Annotated in this window: 10 protein-coding genes; 6 read left to right on the forward strand and 4 right to left on the reverse strand. The window is 65.8% G+C overall.

Annotated elements, in window-relative coordinates; all coding sequences use genetic code 11:
- From ABFE16_01060 to ABFE16_01085, 6 genes are all read left to right on the forward strand, one after another.
- A partial coding sequence (locus ABFE16_01060; GenBank protein MEN6343855.1) for a family 16 glycoside hydrolase occupies positions 1-645 on the forward strand: 645 nt, incomplete at its 5' end.
- 136 nt (positions 646-781) lie between these two features.
- Entirely contained in the window at positions 782-4,105 is a 3,324-nt protein-coding gene (locus ABFE16_01065) for a hypothetical protein (GenBank protein ID MEN6343856.1), read from the forward strand.
- 106 nt (positions 4,106-4,211) lie between these two features.
- Positions 4,212-5,357: an MFS transporter gene (locus ABFE16_01070; GenBank protein ID MEN6343857.1), complete on the forward strand. Its 1,146-nt coding sequence runs from the start codon at positions 4,212-4,214 to the stop codon at positions 5,355-5,357.
- Between the two features lie 56 nt (positions 5,358-5,413).
- The gene (locus tag ABFE16_01075; GenBank protein ID MEN6343858.1) at positions 5,414-6,226 is read left to right on the forward strand and encodes a hypothetical protein; all 813 of its coding nucleotides are present in this window, start codon (positions 5,414-5,416) and stop codon (positions 6,224-6,226) included.
- Between the two features lie 20 nt (positions 6,227-6,246).
- The gene (locus tag ABFE16_01080) at positions 6,247-8,466 is read left to right on the forward strand and encodes an ATP-dependent RecD-like DNA helicase (protein MEN6343859.1); all 2,220 of its coding nucleotides are present in this window, start codon (positions 6,247-6,249) and stop codon (positions 8,464-8,466) included.
- A gap of 77 nt (positions 8,467-8,543) precedes the next feature.
- Complete coding sequence (locus tag ABFE16_01085; protein ID MEN6343860.1) at positions 8,544-11,318, forward strand: VIT domain-containing protein; 2,775 nt, start codon at positions 8,544-8,546, stop codon at positions 11,316-11,318.
- Between the two features lie 86 nt (positions 11,319-11,404).
- Here ABFE16_01085 and ABFE16_01090 read toward each other — a convergent pair whose 3' ends face one another.
- The 4 genes from ABFE16_01090 to ABFE16_01105 all read right to left on the reverse strand — a co-directional run bounded on the left by ABFE16_01090 (position 11,405) and on the right by ABFE16_01105 (position 15,151).
- On the reverse strand, positions 11,405-12,682 hold the full coding sequence (locus tag ABFE16_01090) for a xylan 1,4-beta-xylosidase (protein ID MEN6343861.1): 1,278 nt from the start codon (positions 12,680-12,682) through the stop codon (positions 11,405-11,407).
- Between the two features lie 46 nt (positions 12,683-12,728).
- On the reverse strand, positions 12,729-13,328 hold the full coding sequence (locus ABFE16_01095) for a hypothetical protein (protein MEN6343862.1): 600 nt from the start codon (positions 13,326-13,328) through the stop codon (positions 12,729-12,731).
- Between the two features lie 168 nt (positions 13,329-13,496).
- Positions 13,497-14,180: a 3D domain-containing protein gene (locus ABFE16_01100; protein ID MEN6343863.1), complete on the reverse strand. Its 684-nt coding sequence runs from the start codon at positions 14,178-14,180 to the stop codon at positions 13,497-13,499.
- A gap of 422 nt (positions 14,181-14,602) precedes the next feature.
- Positions 14,603-15,151, reverse strand: coding sequence for a MarR family transcriptional regulator (locus ABFE16_01105; protein ID MEN6343864.1), 549 nt, complete (start codon positions 15,149-15,151; stop codon positions 14,603-14,605).
- Positions 15,152-15,372: the final 221 nt, after the last annotated feature.

Consider the following 15,372-nt stretch of genomic DNA (forward strand, 5'->3'; position numbering starts at 1 on the left):
GCCTGGTCACCCACGCCGGTGTTCCATCGCCCCTCCTGCTTCGGTCGCGTGACCTTCACCGGCAACCCCTACCACGACGACTTCTCCGCCTATCCCGAGGGAGGGCTCCCGCTGCCGACCTGGACGATCCTCGGCGGCGACTGGAAGGTCACCCAGGGGACTCTGGTCGGCAGTAATGTCCCGGCGGGTGGCTTCACAGCCTCCGGTGCGCTGGTCGGAGATGACACCTGGAAGGACTACCGTGTGAGCCTGCGAATGCAGATCCAGAAGCGGGGCAGCGACCATCGCGACGGTGCCTGGATCGGTGTTCGCTCCAGCGGCCCGGACAAGTGTTACAGCGTCAACTTCGGCCGTGGCCTCCAGATCCACAAGGCGGTCGACGGCAAGAGCACCGGCGACGCCAGTTCCCTCGCTAAGGCCGACCTCACCGTCGACGACCGCTGGCATGACGTCAGCATCACGGTTCGCGGTGCGGTCATCACGGTGGACCTCGACGGCCGCCCGGTGCTCTCCGCCACCGACACCGGCGCACTCGGTCTGCCTCCAGTGGCCTCCGGCGGTGTCTGTCTCTCGGCTCGCCGATGGAGCGGCGGAACCGGCGATACCGTTGTGGCCTTCGATGATGTGAAGGTTGAGAAGCTCTGATTTCGGCGCAGGTGCGTTCAGAAACCAGGTCTGGGGGTATGCTGAGTACGTGCTCTCCCGTAACTGACAATCTGGGTCGCTGATCCCGCCGAGTCCCGGCGGGCGTGCGCCGATCCGCACCGGAGGAGGCAACACAGTGAGGAACCACTGGCTAGCCTGTGTCCTGATGACGGCTCTACTTCTGCCGGGTGCAGCCCCGGGTGTCGAGGTCGATTTCTCCCGCCTGACGGAGGCCATCGGAGCGACGGGGATGACCGGCAATCTGGGCGTTGCCGATCCTGCGGCGGTGAGCATCCAGGGCGGCATGCTGGCTCTTTCGCCGGGAACCGACCTGTCCAAGGACACCGAGACCCTCCTGTACACCTCGCCCTCAGACCTGGGCGACGAGTGGACGCTTGAGACCCAGATCAACTTCCGCAGCTATGCCCGGCCACAGCAGGCCGGGCTCTTCGTCGGCTCCCGGGAGAAGCATGTGCGCCTGGTGATCGGCGTACTGCCTCCCTGGGGCGCTGCCCCGCAGGTTGGCCTGTATGGGCTCGATGAGCGGGAGCAGAAGTGGGACGGGCAGTACTCGCCCGGCAGTTGGGCCTGGTTGCGCCTGGTCAAGCGCGCGGGACTCCTGTGGGGCTTCATAAGCTCGGACGGCCGTAACTACTCGCTGGTGGGGACACTTCGTCCGCCGGAGGTCGAAGGCCCACTCACCACGGGCATATGCTTCCTCGACGTGACCCCGGGGCGAACCGCTCCTCGCACTCGTGAGGTCGTGGCCCGTTGCCGCAACTTCCGCGCCACGGCGGGCTATGCGGCCGACCTGTTCAGTGCGCAGCCTCGGCTGTACGTGAAGGTCAAGCTCCTGAGCGTAACGCCCTCTGACCGCCCGGTGAAGCTGGGTGGCACCTTCTACGGCAACATCGAGCAGCGTCTTTTCCGCTTCGGCCTGCTACGCGACGGCACGGTCCCGCAGTTCAACACTTCCTGGCACCTGCCGCTGCCCTGGGATCAGATTCCCGAAGCCCAGGGCCTGCGTCCCGGCGATTCCACAGAGTGGTCGGACTGGAGCGGGATGCTGGTTGGCACGCAGCCCCAGATGACCCTCGGGCTGGCCCTCTGGGAGGACGGCCTGCCACGTATCGCCGAGGCCAAGGGCGACGGCGGCAACGTGAAGTCCTATCAGATCGAGGTCAGTCTCGCCTCGGCGCCCACCGACCAGTCGATCCTGCGGAAGATCAACTACCAGGCGGATCACCACACCTTTGGGCTGTGGTTCCCCGAGGTGCCGCTCAGCGCCAAAGCGGGTGCCTCGCGTATCCTGACCTTGCGCGAGTATGCCCAGTCGCGACTGGACACCTACCGCTCGCGAGGAGCAGTGGACTGCCCGCAACCGGCCGAGCTGATCATCACGGCAGACTCGCACCGGGGCTACCACAACAAGCTCTACGATCCGGCCACCGATGCCCTGGAGGACCAGATCCAGCAGCTCCTCGGTGCGAACCGCCAGCAGATCGAGATCGGCGATCCGCTCCGCAGCTACAAGGCAGACTTGTACAGCGCCGACCTCACGAACGTGTTCGCGGGCTCTCTCGCAGCGCTCAACAAGCAGGTCCCGGAGGGCCCCTTCTGCGTGAAGGTGGGCGACGAGATGGCGCCGCTGAGTGTGGCGGAGCTTCGTGGCTCTGCGACGGGGCTGACGGCCTTCCGAGCCTGGCTGCAGACTCGAGTCGCCTCTCCGGCCGACCTTGGCTTAACCAGCTTCGACCAGGCCCAGCCCCTCGACCAGGGCGATGTGAAGCGACCCGAGCAAGCCCGCCTGTGCTACCTGACCGCCTGGTTCCTCCAGGAGCGCACGGCGCAGGCCTACCATCACTTCACCGAAGCCTGCCATCTGGTGTGGGGAGACCGCGCAGTCACGGGCACCGATGTGTACTATGCCGCCTTCCCGGCCAAGGAGGACTACTTCATCGAGAGCCGCCTGGGGGCCTTCGATCAGCAGATTCACCACTTCGGCAGCGGCGACGACGCCGGGATCGGCGCGAGCCAGACGAACACTGACCTGTTCCTCGGCGACCTTCTGCGTAGCGCCTCGCAGTTCGGGTCGATGAAGACCGGGATGCTGTGGTATCCCTCGCGCATCGCCCAGGGCGAAGGCACACTGCTTAGTGGGCTGACCGCCCTCGCCCACGGAATCCAGCGCATCCACTACTACGGCTACGGGCCGATGTACTCCGGCTGGGAGTACTTCACCGACGACCGCTACAAGGTCGACGCCTTCCTCTCGGCTAGTCGCATCAGCCGGATGGCCTCGCGCTACGAGAAGTACCTGCTGCACGGTCGCCGACCGTCGGCGCAGGTTGCGGTGCTGCTCAGTCGCAGCGCTCCCCTGTGGGCGAAGACCAGCGCCCAGGACCTTGTGAGCAGCTTCGGCTGGGCGGCGCCGAACACCGACGGCGCCAAGAGCGCTCTCGCGCTGTGTGGCGCCGGAGGTCCGCAGGGCTGGGGAGTCGAGCGCCGGATGCTTCACTCGGCGCTGCAGTGGGCGAACCTGCCGACGGACGTCCTTCCCGAGGAGGAAGTGGAGTCCGGACGCCTGAACGCCTACAGGGTGCTGTACGTCTACGAACCGAACGTCTCGGCCAAGGCTCAACAGCAGATCGCCCAGTGGGTCCGCGACGGCGGCTCGCTGTACCTCGGGCCGGGAGCGGCGACTCGCGACGAGGTCAATGCGCCCTGCAGTCTCCTGTCCACTCTCACGGGCAGAAGTGATATCGTGTCCCTGTCGGCGGCACAACTGGCCGACCCCAAGACCTGGCAGACCGGCGCGACCTACACCGAGAAGGACCTTGCGACCCTCGGAAGCGGCGACACGGTCACGGTGTCCGTCCCGATCAGGGGCATGTCCTTCAGCTTCACCGCCCTTGGTCGCCGAGAATCGCTTGCCGCCGATGGCATGGCAGTGCTGGGTCGCTGGCAGGACGGAACCGCTGCTATCGTGGCGATCCCCGTGGGGCAGGGCCGCGTGCTCAAGTCCGGTGTCAGTCTGGGAGCCTCCTACGCACGCACCGCCGACCCGGCTATGCTGGCTTCGCGACCGGGTGTGAAGGCTCCGCCCTATAGCTACCTGTCGGGCATCGGCGCCTACTGGCAGAGGACGCTGGACGCCAACCTGCAGGGCCTCATCACGCTACCGACCCGTTTCGCCGCCGAGGTGCCGGCGGTGCAGCCTGCTCTGTCGGGAATCGACTCCGGCCTGTACGAGATGCCAGACGGTTCCGGAGCGCTGCTTCTGTTAGGGAGCTACACCACTGCTGACACTTCGGCCCTGCCGGTTCGTGTGGCCCTGTCTCGTCCTTACTCGAAGGTGTCCACCTTCTCGGGGCGGAGGATCGTTCCGACCTGGCAGGGCAACGTGGCGTCCTTCGGCGTCGCGCTCGATACCGTCGAGACTGTCGAGTTCACGCCCTAGGCGAGCGAGGGACACCAACCACCCTTGAGGTGCATGCCCTACGGCAAGTGAGACGACTCCGAAGGTCGGGTCCTGGCGCAGCCGGAACGTACTCGCGCTTGGCTTGGTGAGCTTCTTCACCGACATCCACAGCGAGACGATCCTCGCGCTCCTGCCGCAGTTCATGGCCAACGTGCTGGGGCTGCGCAAGGAGACCATTGGCCTCATCGAGGGCCTGGCAGACGCGACGGCCAGCGTGCTCAAGATCCTGTCGGGCTGGTTCTCCGACCGCCTCGGGAAGCGCAAGCCGGTGGTTCTCGCCGGCTACGTGATCTCGACCGCTCTCAAGCCACTGCTGTGCCTGGCCACCACTGCGCTGCATGTTCTCGGAGTCAGAATCGGTGACCGTGTGGGCAAGGGCATCCGCTCCTCGGCCCGGGATGCACTGGTCGCCGAGTCGGTCTCTCCCGAGCAGCGCGGGAAGGCCTTCGGGTTCCATCGCGCCATGGACACCGCCGGGGCAGCGGTCGGGACGACTCTGGCCATCCTCTTGCTCCGTGCCTTCGGCGGCGACTACCGGCGGGTCTTCCTGTTCGCGACGGCCGCAGGGGTGGTGGCGGTCGTCACGATCCTCATCGGCGTGCACGACATCCCGCGAGAGGTCCGCGAGGCCAACAACCGCAAGCCGCGCCGCGAGCTTCCCGGTAGCTTCCCACTGTTCCTGGTGGCACATACCCTTTTCTCGGCCGGGAACTTCACCTACGCCTTCTTCCTGCTGCGGGCACAGGACGTCGGTGTACCCGCGGCACTGGTGCCCGCGCTGTATCTGTGGCACAATATCGTGTATGCTTTGGCAGCCTTCCCGGCCGGGGCTCTGCAGGACCGTCTTGGGGCACGCAAGGCCCAGGCAACGGCTTACCTGCTGCAGGTAGTCGTCTGCCTGGGAATGGCGACCCTGGCAACTCCCTATCTGATGATCCTGTGGTTCGCGGTCTACGGGCTGCAGCTTGGTGCGACCGGCGCCTGCTCGCGGACCACGGCAGCGGGTCTGATGCGCCCCGACCGTCGCGGAACCGACATGGGACTGCTCAATGCCTGCGAGGGCGTGGGGCTGCTCATCGCCAGCGCCGTCGGTGGTGTGCTCTGGGACTGGCATGGCCAGGGCGCCGACCCCTTCTACTGGGGCGCTGTCATGGCGCTTCTTGGCACCCTGGTGGTCCTTGTCGCGCTCAAGGGTGACAAGCCCAAGACACAGGAAGCACCAGCCGCCTGAGCGCGATTCTGGTTGAGACGTGTCCTCTGGTCCTGCCCTTGAAGGGAGTGAGAGTCTTGCGCAAAGTCGGCATCGTCCTGCTCGTGTTGCTCCTGGTCCTGCTGGTCGCGGCCGTTCTGGTCTATCGCAACGGTGTGCATCCACAGCTCGTGCTCTGGATCGTCAAGAGCACCTGGGATCGCACCCAGGACCTGGAAGCGCGCTTCGAGGGTGACACGGAGGTGCTCGGCCTCAAGGTCTCCGGCGCGGGGCGACTGCGCTTCAAGAAGCCCGGGCTGTACGACCTGGACCTCAACGATGTTCGCATCATCGCCGGTCCCAAATGCCTGTGGGCGATCGTCCCCTCCCTGCAGACCGGGGTGCGAGTGACGGCGGAGGGGATGACGCCGGCGCAACTCATGTCGGAAGTCGTGTCCGGCTGGCAGGAGCGCGACCCGGCAAGGTGGGTGGATGAGGCTGTGGCCGCTCCCGCCGAGGTGAAGCTGTGGGCGCCGCAGGTCGTCGAAGGTCAGCGCTGCTGGCTCCTCGAATGGCCCTCGCGGACGGGCGAGAGAATCGGCGGGCGGCTCTATGTCGGCCAGGTCTCGCGAGCCCCCGTGCAGTTCTGCCAGATGGACAGTGGCGGGCAGATCACCCACACCTACAAGGTCACCAACTTCCGCCGGAACACCGGCCTCAAGCCGGAAGACTTCGAGTACAAGCCAATGGCCGGCTACTCGGTTTTGGACTACCATTACGACCCGAAGGACCCCGTCGGTCTGCAGCACCTCATCGAATCTGGGGGCAAGCAGTTGGGCGGGCTGCGGGACCAACTGAAGCAGGCCTTGCCGCCCGAGGCCGCCGACTGGCTCCGCAGCAAAGGTCTGTAGAAGGCGTGTCGCAATCCCGCATGGACGATTCCTCTGAGACCCAGGAGACCCTGGACGGCGTCATCGAGCGCCTCACCTTCCACGCGCCGGACACGGGCTGGACCGTGGCCCGGCTGGCTGTGGCTGGACGCCGCGAGCCGGTGCCCGTCGTCGGGAGCATGCTCAGCCCCGAGGTCGGCGAATCGGTCCGTCTCTTCGGCTCGTGGCAGACCCACGACGTCTACGGGCGGCAGTTCAAGTTCGAGCGCTACCAACTCGTTCGCCCGGCGACGGCTGCTGGAATCCGCGCCTATCTGGCGGGCGGACTGGTGGAGGGCATTGGCCCGAAACTGGCTGAAGCGCTCGTGAAGCACTTCAAGGACCGGACCCTCGACATCCTCGACCACCAGCCGGGGCGGCTGCGCGAAGTCCCCGGCATCGGTCCCACTCGGGCGCGTGCCCTGCAGGACGCCTGGGCTCGACACCAGGGCATCCACCGCGTGATGGTGTTCCTCCATGAGCACGGTGTCGGCAGCACTCTCGCCAGTCGCCTCTGGGCTCGCTACGGAGACCAGTCGGTCGAGGTACTCGAGCGCCATCCCTACCAACTGGCCCGCGAGATCCGGGGGATCGGCTTCCTCACTGCCGACCGCATCGCCCGGTCTGTGGGCATCTCTGAGGAGGATCCGGCGCGCGTCGAGGCCGGGTTGCTGCACTCCCTTGCCTCAGCTAACGACTACGGGCACCTGTACCTGCCCAGGCCGACGCTCTTGCAGCATGCCCAGAAGCTCCTCGACCTTCCCGACCAGGTGGTGGAGATCGGTCTCGAGCGCTTGGTGAAGTCGGAAGAGGCGGTCCTCGAGTCCTATGGTGAGGAGCAGGCCGTCTGGCTGCCGCGGTTCCTGAATGCTGAGGAAGAGGTGGCCGGTCGACTGCGTGCCCTCACCGAGATCACGCCCGCGGGCACGCCGACCAGGGAGCAGCTTGGCTCGTGGCTGGGACGTCGCGAGCTGATGGGGGAGACGGAGCTGTCGGAGGAGCAGGCTGAGGCCGTGCTTGGTGCGCTCGGAACCGGGGTCTGCGTGATCACCGGCGGGCCGGGGACAGGCAAGACCACCGTGACGCGGGCTCTTGTCGATGCCTGCCAATCGCTCGGCCGGTCTGTCGCGCTGGCCAGTCCCACCGGTCGTGCTGCGAAACGGTTGGAGCAGCTTGCCGGGCACCCGGCGAGCACCATCCATCGCCTCCTCGCCTACGACCCCTACAAGCACGGTTTCAAGCATGGCCCCTCGGAGCCCTTGCGGGCTGCGGTGGTGATCATCGACGAGGCCAGTATGCTGGATGTGATGCTGGCAAAGGACGTCCTGCGAGCCTTGCGACCCGGCGCGCAGTTGGTGCTGATTGGCGACGCCGACCAGCTTCCCAGCGTTGGCCCCGGGAACGTCATGCGGGACCTCGTCGGTTCGCAGGCCGTGCCGGTGTACCGCCTGACCCGCATCTACCGCCAGGCCGAGGGCAGCACGATCATCCGCAGTGCCCACCTGCTCAACGAGGGCGAGTCGCCTCGCTTCCCCACCCGCGAGGAGTGGGTGCGGAATCGCAGTGACTGCGTGCTCCTGGAAGAGGAAGACGTCGAGGCGGCGGCCGAACGCGTCCTGCGCACGGTCACCGACAGCTTGCCCAGACTCGGCTTCAAGCCGCACGAGATCCAGGTGATCGCGCCGCTGCACCGTGGGCCGGTCGGCGTGTCCGCGCTCAATCTGCGCCTGCAGGAAGCCCTGAATCCGCCGGGCAGAGGCAAGCCCGAGGTCCGCCGGGGAGACTACACCTTCCGCCAGGCCGACCGCGTCCTGCAGACCGTGAACAACTACGACAAGGGCGTCTACAACGGCGACATCGGCGTGATAGTGAGTATCCGGCCGGCCGACCGACGCCTCACCGTGGAGTATGACCTGGGACCCGTCGAGTACGACTTCGGCGAGCTTGATGAGCTGGACCCCGCCTACGCGCTCACCGTCCACAAGTCGCAGGGGAGTGAGTACCCGGCGGTGGTGATGGTCATCCACAGCACCCACTACATCATGCTGCAGCGCAACCTGCTGTACACCGCTCTGACCCGGGCGCAGCGAATGGCCTGCATCGTCGGCAATCAGCGGGGCGTCTGGCGGGCCATCAGCAACGTCTCCGAGCGCGAGCGATTCACCCGGCTTGCGCCACGACTCCGCGGCGAACTGCCCTCTCTGCAAGACTCCCCCGCGTAGCTGCCTCCTCACCGTGGAACTCCACACTCTCCCGAGCAGTCCAACCAGCGACGTTCACTCTGGGGGAGGTGTCCCTGATGAGGTTGTACCCCACTCTTGCCGTCGCAGTCCTCACCTTGCTGGTCCTGTCCTTGTCCGCTCAGGCGCAGCTGCTCGTGCCGCGAACCGAAGTCGGCAAGCCCGATCAGCCGCCCCTGCAGGTCAAGTACCAGCATGTCCGGGTGGAGATCGATAACCAGGTCGCAGTGACCTCCATCGAGCAGGTCTTCGTCAACTCCACCAAGCAGAACCTCGAAGCCACCTACTTCTTCCCACTCTCCGAGCAGGCGAGCATCTTCGACTTCGCCTACTACGTGAAGGGTGAGCGTATCGCCGGCGAGATCCGCGAGAAGCAGGAAGCCCGGCGAACCTACGATATGATCGTGTCGCGGATGAAGGACCCGGCGATCCTCGAGCAGGTCGGCCGCAACCTCTTCCGCGCGCAGATCTTCCCGGTCAGCCCTGATGAGCCCATGAAGGTGGAACTGCGCTACGCCGAGATCCTGCCCTATGACAAGGGTCGGGTGCGCTACACCTACCCGCTGGCGATGAAGGGCAAGACGAGCGAACTGGGCGACCTGACCATCTCGGTCGACCTCAAGGACCAAAAGAACATCACCCGGCTGTACTCCGAGACCTACGACGTCGACATCGTCAAGAAGGGCACTCACTCCGCCAATGCCTCCTTCGAGACGACCAAGCTCACGCCGACCAAGGACTTCAACCTGGTCTATGAGGTGGAGAGTGAGGAGTTCGCGGTCAACTTCGTCGCCTACCGGCCGGACAACGCCAAGCCGGGCTACTTCATGCTGATGATGTGCCCGCAGGAGAAGACGCGCGAAGGGGACATCGTGAAGAAGGATGTCATCTTCGTCTTCGACCGCTCGGGCAGCATGAAGGGCGAGAAGATGGACCAGGCCAAGGCGGCGATGAAGTACTGCGTCGAGAACCTGTCGCCCCAGGACAGGTTCAACATCGTCACCTTCTCCAGCGACACGACCTCCTTCAAGGACCAGCTCGCCGCTGCAAGCAAGGACGGGAAGCGTGACGCCCTCGCCTACATCGACGGGCTTGAAGCACGCGGCGGCACGGCGATCAACGACTCCCTGGTGTCGGCGCTGAAGATGTTCGAGGGCAGCACTGCGCAGAAGACGATCGTGTTCTGCACGGATGGCCTGCCCACCGTCGGCGAGACCGAGGTCGGCAAGATCATCCAAAGCATCAAGGACGCCAACAAGCGCGATGCCCACCTCTTCTGCTTTGGCGTCGGCGACGATGTGGATGACTACCTGCTGCTGAAGCTCGCCACGGATAACCGGGGCGCCGAGCAGCACGTGAAGACCGACGAGAACATCGAGGCCAAAGTTAGCGAGTTCTACGACAAGGTGAGCACCCCGCTGCTGACCGACCTCAAGCTGAACTTCGGTGAGGTCAGCACTGAGATGGTGCATCCCCGTGACCTGCCCGACGTCTTCAAGGGCTCGCAGCTTGTGGTGGCAGGTCGTTACCGCGAACCGGGCGTCGCCGACCTGAAGCTGACCGGCGACCTCAACGGCGTCGAGAAGGTCTACCGCTACAAGGCCAACTTCCCGCAGAAGGCTTCGGACACTGCCTTCGTCGGTCGCGTCTGGGCCCGCAAGCGGGTCGACTACCTCGTCGACCTGATGCGGCTGCAGGGCGAGAACAGCGAGGTTAAGGACGAGATCATCGCCCTCTCCAAGGAGTGGACGATCCAGACTCCCTACACCTCCTTCCTGGCGGTTCCGAAGGAAGTCAAGGAGGAGATGCGCGTAGCGACGACGCCAGCTCCCACGGCCACGCCTGAGTCGCTGTCGGCGTTGTCCGCGACGGGCATGCCCGGCGCAGGTGGTCCTGGAATGGCAGGTGGCATGGCGTCGGCAGCCGGCACAGGCGGTATGCCGGGCATGCCGGGCGCACCGACTCTTGGGCGAGAGGCGGCTCGTACACCCTATGCGGGCGGCGGCCGGGTGAGTCTGGGGACTCCGGTTGAGACAGGCGGTTACGGCACCGATGGTTCGATGATGGGCGTGCCCGGTCCAGCCGGGCCGGCGGGTCCGGCAGGCCCGGTTGGAGCCAAGGGTGACCTTGGGACCGCAGTGACTGCGATGCCGGCGCCCGCGATGCCATCGGCGGCTCCCGCAGACGAAGCCCGTGCCCTGATCACTCGGCTCAACAGCGAGTTCGCCACCGAGATGTCGCTTGCTGAGGGCGGCGCACCTGCGGCGGCCGGGAAACCTGCGGAGACCTTGCCCTTCGATCACTGGGCCTATGACGCCGCCCGGAAGCTCACGGCAGACGGGATGATCGTCGGCTACCCAGACGGAGCCTTCCGCGGCGATCGTGCGATGACCCGCTATGAGTTCGGACAGGCGCTGGCGCGACTGCAGGCCATGAACGCAGCCCCGACGATCTCGCGCTACGATGCGGCGATCTCCCTGGCCGGAGCTGCGGAGACTCTCGGCATCAAGCTGAACCGTGACGCGGCTTGCCCCTTCGGCGATGTGCCGGCTGACCATCCGGCCCGGAAGGCGATTGCCGGCCTGTGTGCCGCCGGGCTCCTCCCGACGACCGGCAACTTCGACGGCACCAAGCCGTTGCTGCGACGTGACTTCGCCCAGTGGGCCGCGCAGCTCCTGGCAGCCACCGGTCTCGACCTGCGCGGTCGCAGTGCGCTGCAGGTCATGGAGGACGAGAAGATCCTCGTGGGGACTGCCGCCGGAGCGCTGCAGCCCGATGAGCCCATGAAGCCCGCCGACTTCAACCTGGCGCTCTCTCGAATTCTGCGCCGCTAAGCTCGGGGGCACCAACCGTCAGAACCACAAAGGGGCGCCAGATATTGGCGCCCCTTTTCTGTGCGTGGTGACTGGGGTAGCAAAGGTCAGAGCTCCTGGGAGATCCGCACCTCGTAGGGCTGCAGCGTCAGCGCGTCACCGTTCAGCAGCACCTGCACCGACCGATCACTCTTGTTGATCAGCATCGTGTGTCGTGGCGAGGCGAGGACCTCCACCTCCGGCGAGGAGCTGCTCGCCTTGCACAGGGCGGTCCCGGCGCCGAAACAGCGGTTGATGGCCTCGTAGACGCGGTAGTGCGGAGTGGGCTGCGCACCCTCGACGGTCTGGGTACTGGTGAAGAGGTAGTGGTTGATCTCGCCCTCCATCGGATTCCATAGCAGAGCCACCGAGGAGCCGCCGCGGATCATGTGCAGGTACACCGAGGCGTACATCGCCGCCAGTTGCTGTGAGCCCTTATCACCCGGCGCGTAGTACTCCGACCACCACAGCGGCAGGTCGGTCTTCGCCAGGATCTGCCGGGCGATGTCCTCAAACCAGTGAGTGAGCGCCATCGACTCCGCCATCGTGTAGGTGTTCGGGTCGTGCTTGCTGTGGATGCCCCGGTCTGCACAGAGGAAGTCGGCCCCGTGTTTGTGCTGGAGCCAGTAGTCGATGACCTCCCACTGTCGGGCTCGCACCGGCGCCTCGGTGGCCCAGCTCCTGTCCTTGAGCGTGCCGGTGCCCTCGATCACCATGTACAACCCACCGACCTTCGCCTCGGGACGCACGGCCTTGATGGCATCGTAGACGAGGTTGTACATCTCCGTGTAGCCGCGGTAGTTCCAGTTGTTGGCCTGCCGGTCCCACAGCCCCTTCATCTCATTCCAGACCTGGAAGTACTGCACGTCGGGGTAGCGGAGGGCGATCCGCCGGGCCAGTTCGGCGAAGTCGGCGTAGTGCTCCGGCAGCGGTGCGGTCTCCAGCTTCGACCAGTCGGTCTTGCCCGGCTCGCCGCCCTTCATCCAGTCCGGGGCTCCACAGAGGGTGATGACCATCGGCCCGCCGATCGAGCGCATCAACTGCACGCGGGAGTCCAGGCTGGCGAAATCGTAGACGCCGGGGCTTGGTTCCGGGTTGCCGCCACCCCAGCCCATGATGTGCTGGTTCTGATAGGCGACGACACCCCGCAGCAGACCCCTGGCGCGTGCAACAGCCTCGGGCGCACCCCACTCCAGGCTCTTCTGAGTGTGGGTGATTCCCAGGCGCAGCTTGCTGGTGGCCTCGGTGACAGCACGGTCCACGGTGACGGTCACAGCGTCCTGGGCACAGGCAGGGCGCACGCTCAGGGCTCCTGCGAGAAGCAGCGTGCTCAGCAGGCTCAGCATCGCGGGCAACCTCCCGGGCGAGGCAAAGGGGTGACAGGCAGCAGGGCTAGTGGGTGGCCGGAGACTCCTGGTTCGTGGTCGGCGCAGCCGGTGCAGGCGCTTGCTTCCGGGGTGCCTGCGGTTGTGGCTTGGCCTCGGTCGCGCCGAAGGGGGCGTCATGGGAAAAGGTGTCCTGCGCCGGCGGATCGTAGCACCAGCGCTTGGCAATGCGCAGACGTTCCTGCATGGCCGCGTTCGCGTCTGCTTCGCGGTTGCTCAGCCAGCTACGGATGTGGGCGGCGGTCGACTGCTTGGTCTTGTCCGCCTGGGGCTTGAGGACGACGCGGCGCTCACCATCGTCGGGAACCTTGAGCACCAGCCCGCCGACGCTTTTCTGCCCTTCGGGGGTGCCGAAGTACTCCGCCGCAGAGGAGTACTCCGCGGTCTGCTTTTGGATCTGGGCCAGTTCCTGCTCCTGCTCCACAAGGCGCTTCGAGGCTGACCAGCCGACGGTGATCGGGATCAGGGCGGCCTCGCGGGTGAGCAGCAGGATCACCGCAAAGGCGAGAAGCACGACCGCATACCGACGTCCCGGGCCGCCGAGGAGGTCGTCGACAAGCAGGCGCAGTGCGGTGAATCGGCTGGAGGGATCGAGGGTCGGCTCCATGGCCTCAGGGTCCTCGCGAGCTGCGATGATAGCGTTGATGCGGGTCGAAAGGCGGCCATTCTGTGACGCAGTCCAGTATAGCCCGCGCCCTGAGGGTGCGCAAGCCTCTTGTGTGCCTCACCAGGGGTATCTGCAGCCCCTTGAGGCCGCCTTCCGACCCGCTCAGACTTAGCCTTCCGGCGGGAACACGCCGGCCAGAGCCAGACGGTCAAGCAAGGAGCTCACGGGCGGAGCAGGTGGCTCCCATCCGGCCGGGCAGGTTCCCCAGCTTCGTTGCGGTGGCGCCACACGAAGTGGGATGTACGAAAGCTGTTGGACGCCAAAGCGCTCGCAGGCCTCTGCATCGTCGCCGAAGCAGATGTCGAAGCGGTCCTGGCCCTTGACCGCGCTGCCGGTGTCCTCGACGATCAGGATCTGCGCCACGGGGTCGCAGACCCAGATGACGCTGCCGGGGCCCCAGTAACTGGGATCGGCCGCGCAGATGCCGGGCCGAACACGGGTTCCCCAACGAGTGCCTGTCCCGCCGCCATCCGGACAGCGCGAGGAGTAGGCGGTGAGACGGGCGGTGCGGGGCTCCTCGTCGAGGCCCTTGAGGAGCAGGGACAGCCGCCACGGTGGCTGGTCGCCGAACTCCCCGGCCATCATCTTGCGGGCCACAGACAGCAGCGGGTGGGTCGCGTAGCGGTCGGGGACACGAAGGGTCGGAGCCGGCCTGGCGGGGTCCTTGGTGTCGACTGCAGGGGTAGCGACGGCGGCAGGTGCAGCAGCGGGGCCAAGAACGTCGGCGGAAGCAAGGCAGACAGAGGCCCAAAGCACACCAAGAATCAGGATATGACGACAAGGGTGGTGCATAGCGAATCTCCTGGGTTCCCCGTTGCCCCGTGGGTCTTGCGAAAACACCCGACGCACCTGCGCCGACACGGAATCAGCCGGCGAAGTCGTCGCTCTCCCCGAAGCACCTGAAAAGGCAGCAGGCGCTGCATGGGCGAATCTAGGGTGAAGGGAAGGGAATGGGGAGCTGGGTGGGGGCTACTGGGGTTTTTGTGCGACTACGAAGTTGGTTGGTGTTGGGAGCCGTGGCCCGGACCTCATGCGACCCGGCGGCCCGACGACGCGGCTCTCTCCTCCCTTAGTTTGGGTTGCATCCGCAGGTTCGATCAGCGTCGGCAGACGACTGCCCTTACCTACGTTGAATACGTGCGAGACGCCGCAACCTCGCGTCTGCACGGGCAAGACCAAAGACGTGCCTCGACGGTGCCGGGTTCACTGACTGCTCAGGCGTCCGTCCGAAGCTCTCCGGTCAGGGCGTACTCGGCCTGGCATACAGGGCAGTCATCATCATGGCTGCCACCGCAGTGCAGGCACACGCCGTTCACATCGTGCTCATTGGCCAACGCGGCTCGAACGAAGCTCTCAAGGCAGTCCAGCAGGCCGTCGGCGCAGATACCACCGGACTTGGCGAGGATGGCTTCCATCGCCTCAGTGCGAGCCTCGATCACCGACTTCGCCCGCCGCGCTCCCGTGCGAGTGGCCGTCAACTGAACCACGCGGCGGTCATGCTCGTCGGGTGAGCGGGTGATGAGCTTCTTGCCCTCGAGCCGTTCCACCAGCTTCACCGCTGCCGGGTGACTGACCGCAAGGCCCCTCGCGAGGTCCTTGATGCAGCACTGCGGGTGCAGGTACACGAACTGCAGGCCGCAGAACTGGGCACGGGACAGATCGTTGCCCACGGTCTCCCGGAGGGCACGCTCCGTCACGATGCCCTCGACCACGCTGCAGAACAAGCGGCACACACGGTCTATTCGAGTGACGTCGACCTTCATCACGATGCCTCGGCACACGGCACACTGACGGATAGGCAGGACACGGAAGCATAACATACTTTCTTTACCTAAATCAAGCGCACGCCCCGAGGGGGCAGGAGCATCGGTTTTAACGCACAGCATTGGCGGCACGCGTAACCAGGTTACCGAGGAGGTCTGCTCGCACTTCTCAAGAAACGCGGTCTGTGCCTGCCAGCGACGTCGGGACAACCTGGAGTGTG

Source organism: Armatimonadia bacterium (assembly GCA_039679385.1).
Lineage (GTDB): Bacteria > Armatimonadota > Zipacnadia > Zipacnadales > JABUFB01 > JAJFTQ01.

Excerpts from the sequence above, each read along its gene's own strand:
- ABFE16_01100 (MEN6343863.1), bottom strand. The coding sequence starts at position 14,180 with ATGCACCACCCTTGTCGTCATATCCTGATTCTTGGTGTGCTTTGGGCC.
- ABFE16_01090 (MEN6343861.1), bottom strand. The coding sequence starts at position 12,682 with ATGCTGAGCCTGCTGAGCACGCTGCTTCTCGCAGGAGCCCTGAGCGTG.
- ABFE16_01080 (MEN6343859.1), top strand. The coding sequence starts at position 6,247 with ATGGACGATTCCTCTGAGACCCAGGAGACCCTGGACGGCGTCATCGAG.
- ABFE16_01095 (MEN6343862.1), bottom strand. The coding sequence starts at position 13,328 with ATGGAGCCGACCCTCGATCCCTCCAGCCGATTCACCGCACTGCGCCTG.
- ABFE16_01105 (MEN6343864.1), bottom strand. The coding sequence starts at position 15,151 with ATGAAGGTCGACGTCACTCGAATAGACCGTGTGTGCCGCTTGTTCTGC.
- ABFE16_01085 (MEN6343860.1), top strand. The coding sequence starts at position 8,544 with ATGAGGTTGTACCCCACTCTTGCCGTCGCAGTCCTCACCTTGCTGGTC.